Origin of the sequence: Bartonella sp. HY406 (assembly GCF_025449315.1) — a bacterium.
Classification (GTDB): Bacteria; Pseudomonadota; Alphaproteobacteria; order Rhizobiales; family Rhizobiaceae; genus HY038.
Genome location: NZ_CP104893.1, coordinates 626,003 through 640,087 on the forward strand (window position 1 = coordinate 626,003; position 14,085 = coordinate 640,087).

Genomic DNA, 14,085 nt, shown 5'->3' on the forward strand with positions numbered 1-14,085 from the left:
CAGATATTGATTTGAGAGAGGTATTTATTATGTTGAAACGTATTTCAGTTATTGCTGTTACCGCAATTATGGGTTTTGCAGCCGTTGGTTGCACCCAACAAGAACAGCGCACAGCTGGTTATGGTGTTGGTGGTGCAGCGCTTGGTGCGCTTGCTGGTGGTGCAATTACTGGTTCTGGTCGCGGTGCCCTTGCAGGTGCTGCTATTGGCGGCGCTGCAGGTACTCTTCTTGGTGTTGCTCAAACACGTAATGGCGTTCAATATTGTAACTATCGCGATGCTTATGGCCGCGTATATCAAGCACCTTGCAACTAATAATCTATAATAGTTGACAATATTAAAGCAGCGTTTGCTCCATGCAACGCTGCTTTTTTATATTTAAATTTGTGATGCATTGGGTTTGACACATTATTCACCTCAATAAAAAACGCTGCTATAGCAAAATAGCAGCGCTCTAAAAAACAATTATTTAGATCAAATAGCTTTATTTAATCACCATAACAGGGCGTTCACTCATCGCCATTACTTCTGATGCTTGGCTACCCAGAATAAGACGGTTAACGCCACGGCGACCATGTGATGCGACAATAATGAGATCGGCATCATGCTCATTAGCTGCATCCACAATACCAGCTGCTGCCAACTGATTTTCCGCATGGATACCTTGCGCTTTTACATTAAATTGATGAGCTTTATTTAAAGCAGATTCAAGAATTCTTTTTGCACTTGATTCCATTTCCTTACGAAAATCTTCAAATGCACCAGGGCTTGATGCCCATTCTGCACCCATAACAATACCGTAAGAAGGCATCATACTGGTGACTGTTACAATAAATAGCTCGCCACCTGTTTTTACAGCCAGTTCAATTGCTGCATCAACGCCTTTTTCAGCAAGCTCTGACCCGTCTGTTGCAACTAAAATTTTCTCATACATTTGCAAAACTCCTTACTTGCTTGCCAATAATGGTCAGATCTTCTGCCTTTAGCATTTTCAATTAATCGTGATGGTTAATTATTCATCATACGAATTTGATAAAAATGCTATTGTAGTTTTTCTGTCCTCACATAATAGATATTGGCATGTTTCATCAAAAAAACAACCAATTTTGCCAAAAATTTCGTATTATTTCGCAGCTTTTAAGTCCTTTTTAAACTATTTTTAGAGCTAATCTAATTGAGGGGGCAAATCATTGATTATAATCAATTTGATCTTATAGATTTTAATAGTTTTGGGTGAGTTATTTGCTTATATCTATCAAAATATAAATGATGGCAGAAAATTAACAAATATGCATTATTGCTACCTGATGGTTAGATAATTGACACATTTGACCTATAGGGCAATGAAGTAAAGTTTTGTTGCGCAACGAAATGTTGTCTTGTAAGTTTAGGCTTCAACTTAATATTGATTTTCTTGGGGTGTAAATGTTGTAAATTCACCTTAAAGTTGAGGTGTTATGCATTTTTGTATGAATATTAATATAAAGCGTATTATTGAAACCTAAAAAACTACTTTTAGGCAAATATGTTTAAGGTAAAGGTCAAGGCATTTTGATTATTCAATCTTTGATCAAGATGTTTAAGGAAATTGGAAATAGTGTAATGTTTAGATTTTTAGCTTTAATTTTGTCGCTTAGTATAACTGTTTTTTCTTTTTCCTCCGCTTTTGCTAATCCCTATATTGTTGTTGATGTGCAAACAGGTCGCGTGCTTGCCCATAACGAAGCTTTTGATCGTTGGTATCCTGCCTCTCTTACTAAACTTATGACCGCTTATGTCACATTTCGTGCATTACAGCGTGGTGAAATTAGCCTAGAAACACCTATCCGTATTACCACGACTGCTGCGCAATTACCGCCAAGCAAATCTGGCTACAAGGCTGGCTCCACATTGACCCTTGATACAGCTTTAAAGATTATGATGGTTAAGTCGGCCAATGATATAGCAACATCTATTGGTACTGCGGTTGGCGGTTCTGATGATGCATTCGTTGCGCGTATGAACTCCGAGGCGACTAGGATCGGTATGGTGGGTAGCCATTTTGCTAATGCAAGCGGACTACCCGATCCTGCTAATTATTCAACTGCACGTGATCTAGCTGTTTTAGCCGCGCAAATTCGTCGCGAGTTTCCTCAATATGCGCATTATTTCAATATTCCAGCTATTGATTATGGCAATGGGGCCAAGTTGGTTCCTAACACTAATAATTTGATTGGTCGCTTCAATGGTGCCGATGGCATGAAAACCGGCTTCATTTGTTCTTCAGGCTTTAATCTTGCCGCTTCAGCAACGAGAAAAGGGCGCATTATCGTTGCTGTCGTCTTGGGTGCAGAACGCATTGATCAACGTGAAGGCCTATCAGCGCAATTATTAAATGATGGTTTTAAAAGCGCTGGTTCACAACAATTGACCTTAGTCACATTGCGTCCATATGGCAGTAAATTATCGCAGGCAACTGATTTACGTCAAACAATTTGCACAGAAACTGCTTGGCAGGAGCGTTTGCAATATCGTGATGAAAATGGAAAAATTCAATTTTCTTCGCCGTTCATGTCGGCATTGGATATAAATAACATAGCTGCTATTCCGGTTCGTTTATTGGCTGCGCCTCCAGTTTTAAAAGCAGGACAAGTGCCAGATTGGAAAGTGCCCGTTCCAGTTGCAAAGCCTTCATTTTAAAAAAGGGCTTACCCAGCCTTCAAGAGCAAACATTAAATAAACGTATTTTCAATGTTGTAATTTTGATTAGCAAAATTGTAACATTGATCGATAATGTCTAAATATCTTATATTAAGAGCGATGATTTATTAGCTTCGAACTTAATGAGAAATATCAATTTGCTTAAAAATTAAGATTGTTAACTATTCATTCACCATAAGTCTATAAATATTATAAACGAAAGAGGACCGATCTATTGGTTCATTGATTTGATATAATAATCTGCTTGCCATTTTGGGCTAGCCAATGACGGGAGATCCAGCTGTGACATCCATGCTCGCGGATAATTTGGATTTTAAAACATCGACTGCATCCATTGCTGTGCAGCGTTGGGCACGCCGTCTAAGTGTTGGGCCGTTTTTTCGGTGGCGTTTTAGCGGCTTTAGTCCGCAACAGATTTTAAATCGTCCCATTGATTTACATTTAGCTGATCCCTATCTTGCTCATGAATTTTATCATGGGCGGTTTCCACTTGCTGGCCGTATTGTCCAGACCGGATCTATTTCACCCTTTGTGGTTGTCCCTCCAACCAGAGAGTGGCAAAACGCCTTGCATGATTTTAGCTGGCTACGCCATATGGCTGCAGCTGAAACAGAGCTTGCAAATGCTCATGCGCGTTCATTATTGGGTGATTGGATTGATATTTGCGGTAAACGTATCCACGGCAATGTTTGGGATGGTGCAGTTACTGCTGGTCGGATTATTTCATGGCTCACACATTCAGATATTTTATATGAAAGTGGCAATACCGCGTTTAAAAAGCGGTTTTTAAGGTCACTTGGCCTGCAGGTACGCTATTTGCGCACCGCGGTCAAAACTATGGATCTAAATGAGCACCGTTTGCTCGCTCATATTGCCCTTACTTTTGCGGCTTTAGCTTTACCTGTATCACAACGAGTTGCAAAGCGCACGACGCGCAATTTGGAGCGCGAATTGCAAAAGCAAATATTGCCCGATGGTGGTCATATTTCACGCAATCCAGCTATTTTACTAATGCTTCTATCGCATCTTATTGCGCTGCGTCACTGCTTTGCCCAAAGCGATATTGAGGTGCCAGAGGTTTTACATGCAGCCGTTGAACGCATGCTGCCTGCCTTGCGTTTTTTTCAGCATCGCGATCAAAGTCTTGGTAATTTTAACGGCGTTGGCCCCACGCTATCTGATCGCCTTGATATTATTTTGCAATCGGATGAAACTGCTGGTAATCCTTTTAGTCATGCACCGCATTCTGGTTATCAGCGTTTGGCTGCGGGTGGCACAACCGTCCTTGCTGATACGGGCAAGGCACCAAGTGGCGCAATTTCAAAAACAGCCAATGCAGGTTGCTTATCCTTTGAAATGTCGTCTGGTATTAAAAAATTTGTGGTAAATTGTGGTGTTGATCCATATGGACCAGAAGAATTTCGTTTTTCTGGTCGCTTGACTGCGGCTCATTCTACGGCAACCATAAATGATACTTCATCATGCCGTTTTCGTAAAAATGGTCGTGTAGATAGTGCCATTACAGCCGGGCCGTCTAAGGTTGTGGTAAAACGTCTTGAACAAGATGGTCAATCTGGATTTATAGCTCTTCACGATGGTTATGCACGTAGCTTTAATGTGTTGCATCAGCGCACGATGATGCTATCTGATGATGGCATGGTTTTGGAAGGTGCGGATTCATTTCTCAAAGCTAATAAAGCACAAGCCTTCAAGGCTGCAAAAAATATTGCAACAATTCGCTTTCATTTGCACCCCGACGTGGAGGTTAGTCGCAGTGAAAGCGGTGCTTTACGTTTGGAAGTAATGGGCGCAGATAGTTGGAGCTTTCAAACTGATGCACCCTTGCATTTAGAAGATTCTATCTATTTTTGTGGTCTTAAAGGGCCAACAAAGACCCGTCAAATCGTTATTTCATGTGATATTGCCAATGCCAATGAAGTTTATTGGGCATTTCAACGTTTATCACCTATTGCTAAAAGCCAACCTAATTTGTCGCTTGATTTTGCTGTTGATGATATTTGAGCTACGGATTAGAAATCTGCCCATACTCTTCTTAAATAAATGGAGTAGTTAAAAATAATTTGCAAAAAAGGGTTTATACTTCTTGCGAATTGTTCTAAAAACCCCATTTGTTTGACAAAGAATTTTGACTTGTTACTGCAAGAGTAGTAAAAGAGTTAAAAATTCCAGCCATTGAGGGTAGACATATGGAAAAATTTACAAAGCTCACTGGCGTTGCTGCTGCCTTGCCAATTGTCAATATCGATACAGATATGATCATTCCAAAGGATTATCTTAAAACGATTAAACGCACTGGGCTTGGAAAAGGTCTTTTCGCAGAGCTTCGCTATAATGAGGATGGTTCAGACAATCCTGATTTTGTGCTCAACCAACCAGCCTATCAGCATGCGCAAATTTTAGTTACTGGCGATAATTTTGGTTGTGGTTCCTCGCGTGAGCATGCTCCTTGGGCGCTAGCAGATTTTGGTATTCGTTGTGTTATTTCAACATCCTTTGCTGATATTTTCTATAATAACTGTTTTAAAAACGGTATTTTGCCGATTAAAGTAACGCAAGAAGAGCTTGAGTCTTTGCTTGATGATGCAACTCTGGGCGCAAATGCTACTTTAAGCGTTGATCTTGAAACGCAAGAAATTCGTCGTCCTGATGGTGGTATTATAAAGTTTTCGATTGATGAATTCCGCCGTCATTGTATGCTCAATGGTTTAGATGATATTGGCTTAACTTTACAAAAAGTATCAGAAATTGATACATTTGAAAAAAGTGAAGCGCAAACCCATCCCTGGGCTTAAATAACGCTAAAAGTTGAATTGATTTTAAGGTACAGAACATATTGCTGTTCTGTACCTTGATTTTGTTTAGCTTTGTCTTAAATTTGTAATAGATGACCTATCATTATCGAAAATAGGTATTCAGATATGGTTGTGTTTTACAAAAAATGCCAAAGCGCTAAAGTCATAAAGCACAAATAATTTTGAAACTTGTGTTATCTTTCATGATTTTTATTAATTTTGTTTAAAACACTTGGTAATTTAAAATAGACACGATATATCAAACAAAAATACCTGATGGGCTTGAAAGTAAGTATTATATGGCGCGTATGGACCAAAGCCGAGATTGGAAAGCAAAGCTTGCACCTTCTCTTGGCGAATTAGATTCTCTTACAGTTGAGGCTTATGCTCAATTGCCTGAAAAGTTTCGTGCTTTATGTGGGGATTTGATTATTAGTGTAACCGATTTTCCTGAAGATCAAATCATTGAAGATATGGGGTTGGATTCACCTTTTGAATTGCTTGGACTTTTTGAAGGTAATGGTATTGGTGAGCGCTTTAGTTTTCCCACCGGCGAAAAGCAAAATCGCATGACTATTTTTCGCCGTGCTATACTTGATTATTGGTCGGAAAATCCAGAAACTTTAGGCGATATTCTTACACAAATTCTTATCTATGAGATTGGTAATCATTTTGGATTATCCGATAAGGATATGGAGCAAGTTGAGGAAGCTGCCGAAACCTGTCTTTAAATAGTAGCATGTTTTCATTGACAACGCGGCTTAATCTTAAAAGCCATATTTAATATTTTGCATTTCTATAATCTGTTTCCTATATAATCTCCCATAAAGATGGTAATAAATAATATTATTTTTTGCAAAAACCTGTTGAGTGGTTTTGCGTTAAAATCTGTAAAGCGAAAATAGCGCATGCCACGGGACTTGATTAATGTGGATGTGCTTTGGGATTGGTTTTATTTATGCGTGGAATAGTTATCAGTTTTAGTCGTAATCGTGGTATGATTTCGGGTGATGATGGCCGGCGTTATGGTTTCAGTCATCTCGATTGGTCGGGCAGGGGAACCCCACAAGCTGGTACGCAAGTCGACTTTCTCGATCAAGGCACCAACGCTAAAAACATATTTCCACTTAAAATCGAGCGCGATTATTCAAAACTTATTTTAGCGTTGATTTGTCTCTTCTTGGGTATTTTTGGGGTGCATCGATTTGCTGTTGGTAAAATAGGTACGGGGATACTTATGTTGTTATCCACTTGCACTGGATATGGCGCAGCTATTACTCTTATTTGGGCTGTTATCGATTTCATCTTTATTGTAACCAGTAACTTCACTGATAAGAATGGCAATAAAATTGAGTAAAATTTATTGAAATATTTCTTTCAACCATATTAAAACGCCAATTTGCACTTTTAAATTGGCGTTTTTCTAATTTCTATTATTCTTCTATAACTTTTAGTATAATCTTGCCGATATGGCTGCTTTCTTCCATAAGGCGGTGGGCAGTTTCTGCTTCAGTAAGCGGAAATACCGCGTCAATTAATGGTTTTATTGTCCCTGCTGCCAATAAAGGTAGAACATGGGTTTCTAACGCCTTAGCGATCAAAGCTTTGAAGGGTATTTCGCGCGCACGCAAGGTTGAACCTGTATGAACCAACCGCTTACGCATGAGATCATTAAGGTTTACTGTTGCCTTATGGCCATTTAAAAATGCGATCTGGACAATGCGCCCCTCAATGGCGGCAATCTTATAATTCCGTTCGGTATAATCGCCGCCAACCATATCAAGAATAACATTAACACCCTTTTTTTCCGTAATGCGATTTATTTCCGTGACAAAATCTTGTTCTTTATAATTTATCGCATGGTCTGCACCAAGCGCAAGGCAAGCATCACATTTTTGTTTTGACCCAGCAGTTATAATGACTGTTGCACCAAAAGCTTTACCAAGTTGAATAGCTGTAGTGCCGATGCCTGAACTGCCACCATGGATAAGCAAAATTTCGCCGCTTTTTAGACCGCCGCGATCAAATACATTGCTCCACACGGTGAAGAAAGTTTCGGGTATTGCTGCGGCTGTGACATAGTCCATATGGTCTGCCATTGGCAAGACTATGCTTTCATCTACGGTAGCATATTGAGCATAGCCACCACCGGCAATAAGTGCAAAAACGCGCGCCCCCAGTTTAAAGCGCTTTGCGCCATCACCTAAAGCGACCACTTCGCCCGCAATTTCAAGACCAGGCAATGGCGAAGCACCATCAGGAGCGGGATAAAGGCCCATACGCTGCGCAACATCAGGGCGATTTACGCCGGCTGCATGAATCTTTACCAATATTTCATTGGCCTTAGGTTTCGGGATGGGTACTTCACAAGGCTTCAATACCGATGGATCGCCAAAAGCACTGATTTCAATTGCAGTCATCGTTTCTGGTAACATCACAGAATCCTTTTATATCTCGGCACCTTTTATGCCATTCGTCATGACATTTAACAGTGTAGCTTGCTGTTTAAAAAACGGCAACGTTAGATATGATATTGTGCTTTCTCGGCTATTTCAAAAGTTGGTTTTAGCACCACCTTTAGGACTTTATTTGGATATTCATAAGTTCGCCATTAATATCAAAATCCAAAAATATTTTAAAATCACCAAGCGAAAGTCTACCATCGCTATTTTGCGATATAATATCATTTAAGCTAAGTGTTTCCACAGTTTCTCTTGAAATAATTTCGGATTCTGCATCATGTTTATCAAGACTAATTATGCCTGAAAATGGTTCACCATTTATTATGCTAAAGCTGAAATTGGACATCAAGCTGATCCTCAAATTGAGATTGCGTGTCTTGGGTTATATAGCTTGCTGATGAACTGCATTTAAAATTTGTTTCAATTTAACAAGCAGTTAAACAAAGCCATTTATTGATAAATTTCCAATGCTGAAACTTCGCCATTTTCATCAAAATCAAAAATTATATCGACTTTTCCTAATGAATATTTTTCTCCAGTGAATTTTTTAAGAAAATTACTGAGAAAAAAGCCATCACCTAAATTTCTTGGAACGATTTCGCCTTCTTTATTCAGCTTATTTATCTCAATAAAGGCCATGAATGATGCATCATTGGTTATATTTAACTTAAATTTAGCCATAGACTTATCCTAAGGATACACTTTATTCGTGGCATCTATTGAAAGCGTTCTATCCATTCAAGGGGTAGGCGGCGAGGGCGGCCATTAGCATTGATAATTGCTGCCTCTACCTCGGCGCCAACCAATAATTTATCACCGCGTAAAATTTTCTGCTGCATTTTAACCCGTGCTGCACTTACATGGCTAATGGTTGTTTCAACACATAAAACGTCGTCGATTTTAGCAGGAGACGCAAAATCAAGCGACATGCGGCGCACAATCCAAGCCACTGCCTCATTGGGGCCAGCTTCCGCCATAATATGATGATGAATATCAGAAAGGCGTAAAAATTCCGTGCGGCCACGCTCGAAAAACTCAAGATAGCGACCGTGATAGACGACGCCTGAAAAGTCAGTGTCTGCATAATAAACGCGCACCATCAGCTGATGTATACCATCTTTAATTTCACCGCAAAAGGCAATATTTTTTTGATTGTCGCTCATATCTATCATAATCATTTCTCTTTTTGTTTTTGCGGCTTTATTGCGTTTTTGACGGTTAAGGTAAAGCAGGCTTAATCGCTTTCCTCATCATCAAAAAGACCAATTTGAGCAGCCCCTACCATATTTTCAGGCGCACGCAGACCCAAATGCCGCCATGCATTTTGCGTCAATACTCGTCCTCGCGGTGTACGCTGGATAAAGCCTTGTTGAATTAGGTAAGGCTCGATAATATCTTCAATAGCATCACGCGGTTCTGATAATCCTGCGGCAATAGTTTCAATACCGACAGGGCCGCCGCCGAAGTTTTGCGCAATCATGAATAAATAGCGGCGGTCAAGTTGGTCTAGTCCAAGGCTATCAACCTCAAGCCGCGATAAGGATTCATCAGCAATTTTACGGTCGATTATATTTGTTTTGGCAACCAAGGCAAAATCACGCACGCGGCGCAATAAGCGGCCAGCAATACGTGGTGTACCACGCGCGCGGCGGGCAATTTCACGCGCCCCATCATCGGTGATCTGCATATGCATGATGCGGGCGCCGCGCCGCACAATGAGTTCCAACTCATCCACCGTATAAAAATTTAGCCGTACCGGAATACCAAAACGGTCACGCAGCGGTGTAGTGAGCAACCCAAGACGGGTGGTGGCAGCAACGAGGGTAAAGCGTGCTAAGTCAATTTTAACCGAGCGTGCAGCTGGTCCTTCACCAATGATAAGATCAAGCTGAAAATCTTCCATTGCCGGATAGAGAATTTCTTCAACTGCTGGGCTTAACCGATGGATTTCATCAATAAACAATACATCGCGTTCTTCCAAGTTGGTTAACAGCGATGCAAGATCACCAGCTTTAGCGATAACAGGACCAGAGGTTGAACGGAAATTAACCCCTAATTCTTTTGCCATGATTTGAGCAAGGGTGGTTTTACCAAGCCCGGGAGGACCAACAAATAAAACATGGTCTAATGCTTCATTGCGCACTTTTGCGGCTTCAATAAAAATTTTAAGATTAGCGCGGGCGGCTGCTTGGCCAACAAAATCATCAAGGGTTTGCGGGCGTAAACTTGTGTCGGTATCTTCCCCGCGCTTATCAGCGGCAATTAATCTATCGGGCTTTTCCATGTTTATTTACCTTGATAATTCTTTAAGCCCAAGCCGAATAAGGGTGGCAGATTCTGCTTCATCGCCAGCTTGCTTCAAGGCACTTGCTACGGCATTGGCGGCCTGTTCGCGTGAATAGCCAAGATTAGTAAGCGCAGAAACAGCATCGGAAACGGAAGAGGGGGCGTTTGCACTGCCAATATCTTCAAGCATGCCAAAATTTTCATTGCTAATGGTCGAAAAAGCAGGGGCCTTGCCTTGCAACTCCGTAATCATACGCTCTGCCACTTTTTTGCCAACTCCTGGTGCGCGTGAAATCATCGCAACATCACGCAAGGCAATGGCATTGGCAAGTTCGCCAGCACTCAAGGTTGCAATCACTGCAAGGGCAACTTTTGCACCAACGCCTTGCACATTTTGCAAAATTTTAAACCATTCTTGATCAAGCTTGGTGGTAAAGCCATAAAGACGGATAAAATCTTCACGTACATGGGTTTCAATAAAAAGTGTTACCGCTTCACCGATTGAACCTAAGGTCGCTAGCGTGCGGTTGGACAAAAATACGACATAGCCCACACCATGGACATCAAGAATGATATGATCATCGCCAATTTCGTCAATAATACCCTTGAGCTTACCAATCATATATTCACCTTTATGCACTTACCCGCATGCGGGCTTTTAATGACAATGTTTGGCGATTATGCGAATGACAAATAGCAATAGCCAAAGCATCTGCTGCATCGTTTGAGTCAAAGGTTGCGCGTGGCATTAAAACCTTTACCATCATATGAATTTGTTGCTTTTCGCCATGACCAACGCCAATCACCGCCTTTTTAACAGCATTAGGCGCATATTCACTAACAGGCAAGCCATAAAGCGCAGGAACTAGCATGGCAATGCCCCGTGCTTGACCAAGTTTAAGGGTAGCGGTTGCATCCTTATTAACAAAAGTATGCTCAACCGCTGCTTCACTTGGCGCAAATTCGCGTAGTACCTTAAATAAACCATCATGCAATTGGCAAAGACGTGTAGCAAGATCACATTTATCATCTGATTTAACTGTGCCGGCGCCAATGAAGCTAAGCTTATTGCCTTCGCTTTCAATTATACCCCAACCAGTATTGCGCAATCCTGGATCTATGCCAACAATTCGAATCATTTTTAACCTATGCCCTTATTTGATACTCTTTTAGCATGGTAATTGTAATAAGTGAACAAAAGGGAAACGAAAAAGCAGTCGCGCCAAAATAAGGACAATAAATGAAAGTGGTGAACAACGAATATCGACAAATTACAAGAAAAATAAACCTATTTATCAGCTTTGCTCTTCAAACCCTTGTGGGACATAAGCAACACGGGCGTAATTTTTGGTTACCAACTCCCTTGATAATTCTCGTCCTATCTGCCCTTTTTCGTTGCAAATGCGCCAAATTTCGTTGCGGCGAAAAAACATGCCATTGGTTTCACGAATAAAGGCATGGTTTTCTTCTATAACATGATAGCGGTAGGGTAGGTCATCTGAGCAACGCAATTCGCCTTCTAAACATTTTTCGGAAAACCATAAGCGAATTTGAAACGTATGGTTGGTATTATTTTTAAATTGGTAATCTCGGTAATTATAAAATACCGTTGCACCGCTACCAAAAGGTAACACACGTCCATCATCAGGAAAGGGATCATAAGAATGATGATAACGTTCGGTAACAGTGAGGGGAGAATGGATAACCAGCCAATGAATAAGGTTGGAAATTTGGCAAATGCCACCACCAATACCGGCACGCGGCTTACCAAAGGATATTTCCATACCTTCTAAAAATCCGCGTTTTTCAGTTGGTTTACCAACACGACGACAAAAGGAAAAGGTTTCCCCTGGTTTAATGATTAGACCATCAATTGTTTGAATAGCAATTTTTAAATTGGTTACCTTATTGCGTTGCAGTTGCATATCGCTTTCACCAAGCTTTTTTAACAAAACCGATTGGTGTTTTTTGACGCGGTAGGGTAAAAGTTCACTTTTTTGATGCTTGGCATAGTGCTTGCCATCGCAATACCACAAGCATTGCCGCCATGAACGGCGTAAAAATACTGATATTTTATATAAAATAGGATGATAGCTGCTAAGCGGTTTACGTGCCACAATAATGCCTATATTTTAAATAGAGTTAAATAATGTATAAATTGATATTTTCCACAGCAGATATAAATGAAAAGGTAGAAGAATATACCTATCTGTTTAAGCTGAAGATATATTTAAATCTATATTATGCAAATAATTATTTTTCCAAAATAATGTTTAGAGACGTTTATAAAGAAAACAATTATTGTAGTGAAGATTTAGGTAGCAATAACGGTTTAGATATTTGGATTACCCAATGCTCATTATATAATGGGCCGATGGCGTTAAAAGATGTACAAGAAATACATCTCAATAGGTGTGATAATCGATTTGCGGTAAGTATCAAATCTGCTTCTGACAAAATTGATCTGCAATGTTGGCGCTTAGAAATATATCAGCATAACCAAGATCGCATCACATTTTTTCCATCAATTGATAAAGATCGTCTCCCTATATTTGATAGAAAAGGGCAAGATACTATAAATTAGCTTGTTAAAAATATGTATGATATTGTTTTTTCAACCGACGATATAAATCAAGATCAAGAAGAATATATATATGTTTTTGATACGGTGAAAGTTTTAAATCTTTATTATGTTAATAATCATTTTTCAAAATTATTGTTTCGAGATGCAAGTATGGAAAATGGTTGCTTTAGTGAAAAAGGCGCGAAGGATATTTGGGTGTTTGAATGTTCGCATTATAAGGGACCTTTGGCATTATTGGACGCGCAGGAAATCCTATTCCATAGGCATCAAGAAGGTTTTCAAATATCTATAAATGCGTTGGCGGGCAAGATTGATTTGCAATGTTGGCGATTGGAAATATACCAACACAAACAGGATCGGCTTAGGTTTTTCCCCTCGATTGATGCTCATCGTCTTTCGATATTTAACCAAAAACAGACACTTAGAAAAAAGTAAAATAGGCTAATTGGGGGGATTAATTTACGATAGCTTCCCCATAGTCAAAGAAGTCTATTCCATAAAAGCTGCCTTGAATTAGATAAAGGTTGTGAATTTTCTAGAAGCGTTGGGTTTTGAGTAAAAATAAATATGAGCTTATTGATAAACTGGTATATTCGCCTTTTGGTAGTTTACTTCATAGATTTGTATAATATTTTGTTCTTCTTGCTTTAATATTAATAAATTTATGGGATAACCAATTAAAGATGTATCCGCAAAAGGAAAGTAATTTGATAAATAGGTATTTTACGCAACAAGATATATTAGAAAATAACGTAACGGTTGAAATATTTGAGTATTACGCGAAGACTGAAGATTTGAATTACGTTGACGTTATAAAAATATTTATTAAAATTTTAGAAAATCTAACAAATCAAGTTAATCATGATTTTTTTAAATATATAGAATATGCTAAAGAATTTTATTATGGACCACATGTAGGAGATGAAAAGTTTCTTGAGGAAAAAAGAGTGAGTCTATGGAAAAAGATGGGTAAAGACCCGAACAGTCAGTTATATAAAGAGGGTAGACCTATAATCTATCCGTTATTTAGTGAAAAGGTTGCAATTGAAATGAAGGGGGAAGAACTATACATGCTTATTCCTTGTTTTATTTTTGATTTACTTAATTTGAATCTCAATAATTGGCAATATATAGAGCCTTGTGTTGCGGAATATTACGGCGAAATTTCAAAAGCATAGCTTTAAATTCTAATTGCCTTCAATAATTTAAGATTTATCTACCTTCAACGTCCAGAGGATTTG

18 protein-coding genes are annotated in these 14,085 nt (G+C 39.5%); 9 read left to right on the plus strand and 9 right to left on the minus strand.

The window, feature by feature from the left end; genetic code table 11:
• The first annotated feature begins 29 nt into the window (after nt 1-29).
• Nucleotides 30-314 carry a YMGG-like glycine zipper-containing protein gene (locus N6B01_RS02515; RefSeq protein ID WP_182418763.1) on the plus strand — a complete coding sequence of 95 codons (285 nt, stop codon included), beginning with the start codon at nt 30-32 and terminating at the stop codon, nt 312-314.
• 169 nt (nt 315-483) lie between these two features.
• Here the strand turns inward: N6B01_RS02515 and N6B01_RS02520 are convergent, their stop codons facing one another.
• Nucleotides 484-933: a universal stress protein gene (locus N6B01_RS02520; protein WP_182418764.1), complete on the minus strand. Its 450-nt coding sequence runs from the start codon at nt 931-933 to the stop codon at nt 484-486.
• A gap of 668 nt (nt 934-1,601) precedes the next feature.
• Here N6B01_RS02520 and N6B01_RS02525 point away from each other — a divergent pair.
• From N6B01_RS02525 to N6B01_RS02545, 5 genes are all read left to right on the plus strand, one after another.
• A complete protein-coding gene (locus N6B01_RS02525; RefSeq protein WP_262079783.1) occupies nt 1,602-2,678 on the plus strand; it encodes a D-alanyl-D-alanine carboxypeptidase family protein in 1,077 nt (358 codons plus the stop codon).
• A gap of 312 nt (nt 2,679-2,990) precedes the next feature.
• Nucleotides 2,991-4,721, plus strand: coding sequence for a heparinase II/III family protein (locus N6B01_RS02530; RefSeq protein WP_410007246.1), 1,731 nt, complete (start codon nt 2,991-2,993; stop codon nt 4,719-4,721).
• A gap of 185 nt (nt 4,722-4,906) precedes the next feature.
• On the plus strand, nt 4,907-5,512 hold the full coding sequence (gene leuD, locus N6B01_RS02535) for a 3-isopropylmalate dehydratase small subunit (protein ID WP_182418766.1): 606 nt from the start codon (nt 4,907-4,909) through the stop codon (nt 5,510-5,512).
• Between the two features lie 299 nt (nt 5,513-5,811).
• Complete coding sequence (locus tag N6B01_RS02540; protein WP_182418767.1) at nt 5,812-6,243, plus strand: metallopeptidase family protein; 432 nt, start codon at nt 5,812-5,814, stop codon at nt 6,241-6,243.
• 227 nt (nt 6,244-6,470) lie between these two features.
• A complete protein-coding gene (locus N6B01_RS02545) occupies nt 6,471-6,869 on the plus strand; it encodes a TM2 domain-containing protein (RefSeq protein WP_262079785.1) in 399 nt (132 codons plus the stop codon).
• Between the two features lie 76 nt (nt 6,870-6,945).
• On the opposite strand, the gene N6B01_RS02550 is transcribed toward N6B01_RS02545, so the two are convergent.
• From N6B01_RS02550 to N6B01_RS02585, 8 genes are all read right to left on the minus strand, one after another.
• Nucleotides 6,946-7,947: an NAD(P)H-quinone oxidoreductase gene (locus N6B01_RS02550; protein ID WP_262079786.1), complete on the minus strand. Its 1,002-nt coding sequence runs from the start codon at nt 7,945-7,947 to the stop codon at nt 6,946-6,948.
• Nucleotides 7,948-8,089: 142 nt separating this feature from the next.
• Nucleotides 8,090-8,320 (minus strand): hypothetical protein, encoded by a 231-nt coding sequence (locus N6B01_RS02555; RefSeq protein ID WP_262079787.1) that lies wholly within the window; start codon nt 8,318-8,320, stop codon nt 8,090-8,092.
• A gap of 104 nt (nt 8,321-8,424) precedes the next feature.
• On the minus strand, nt 8,425-8,655 hold the full coding sequence (locus N6B01_RS02560) for a hypothetical protein (RefSeq protein ID WP_262079788.1): 231 nt from the start codon (nt 8,653-8,655) through the stop codon (nt 8,425-8,427).
• Nucleotides 8,656-8,690: 35 nt separating this feature from the next.
• Nucleotides 8,691-9,146 carry a tol-pal system-associated acyl-CoA thioesterase gene (gene ybgC / locus N6B01_RS02565; RefSeq protein WP_410007222.1) on the minus strand — a complete coding sequence of 152 codons (456 nt, stop codon included), beginning with the start codon at nt 9,144-9,146 and terminating at the stop codon, nt 8,691-8,693.
• Nucleotides 9,147-9,208: 62 nt separating this feature from the next.
• The gene (ruvB, locus tag N6B01_RS02570; RefSeq protein WP_182418772.1) at nt 9,209-10,258 is read right to left on the minus strand and encodes a Holliday junction branch migration DNA helicase RuvB; all 1,050 of its coding nucleotides are present in this window, start codon (nt 10,256-10,258) and stop codon (nt 9,209-9,211) included.
• Between the two features lie 6 nt (nt 10,259-10,264).
• On the minus strand, nt 10,265-10,882 hold the full coding sequence (ruvA, locus tag N6B01_RS02575) for a Holliday junction branch migration protein RuvA (protein ID WP_182418773.1): 618 nt from the start codon (nt 10,880-10,882) through the stop codon (nt 10,265-10,267).
• A gap of 10 nt (nt 10,883-10,892) precedes the next feature.
• Nucleotides 10,893-11,399 (minus strand): crossover junction endodeoxyribonuclease RuvC, encoded by a 507-nt coding sequence (ruvC, locus tag N6B01_RS02580; protein ID WP_182418774.1) that lies wholly within the window; start codon nt 11,397-11,399, stop codon nt 10,893-10,895.
• 156 nt (nt 11,400-11,555) lie between these two features.
• The gene (locus N6B01_RS02585; RefSeq protein ID WP_262079789.1) at nt 11,556-12,377 is read right to left on the minus strand and encodes a VanW family protein; all 822 of its coding nucleotides are present in this window, start codon (nt 12,375-12,377) and stop codon (nt 11,556-11,558) included.
• Between the two features lie 32 nt (nt 12,378-12,409).
• Here N6B01_RS02585 and N6B01_RS02590 point away from each other — a divergent pair, with 32 nt between their 5' ends.
• The 3 genes from N6B01_RS02590 (at nt 12,410) to N6B01_RS02600 (ending at nt 14,022) form a co-directional block, all read left to right on the plus strand.
• Nucleotides 12,410-12,844: a hypothetical protein gene (locus tag N6B01_RS02590; protein ID WP_262079790.1), complete on the plus strand. Its 435-nt coding sequence runs from the start codon at nt 12,410-12,412 to the stop codon at nt 12,842-12,844.
• Nucleotides 12,845-12,856: 12 nt separating this feature from the next.
• A complete protein-coding gene (locus N6B01_RS02595) occupies nt 12,857-13,279 on the plus strand; it encodes a hypothetical protein (protein WP_262079791.1) in 423 nt (140 codons plus the stop codon).
• A gap of 248 nt (nt 13,280-13,527) precedes the next feature.
• Nucleotides 13,528-14,022: a hypothetical protein gene (locus N6B01_RS02600; RefSeq protein ID WP_262079792.1), complete on the plus strand. Its 495-nt coding sequence runs from the start codon at nt 13,528-13,530 to the stop codon at nt 14,020-14,022.
• Nucleotides 14,023-14,085: the final 63 nt, after the last annotated feature.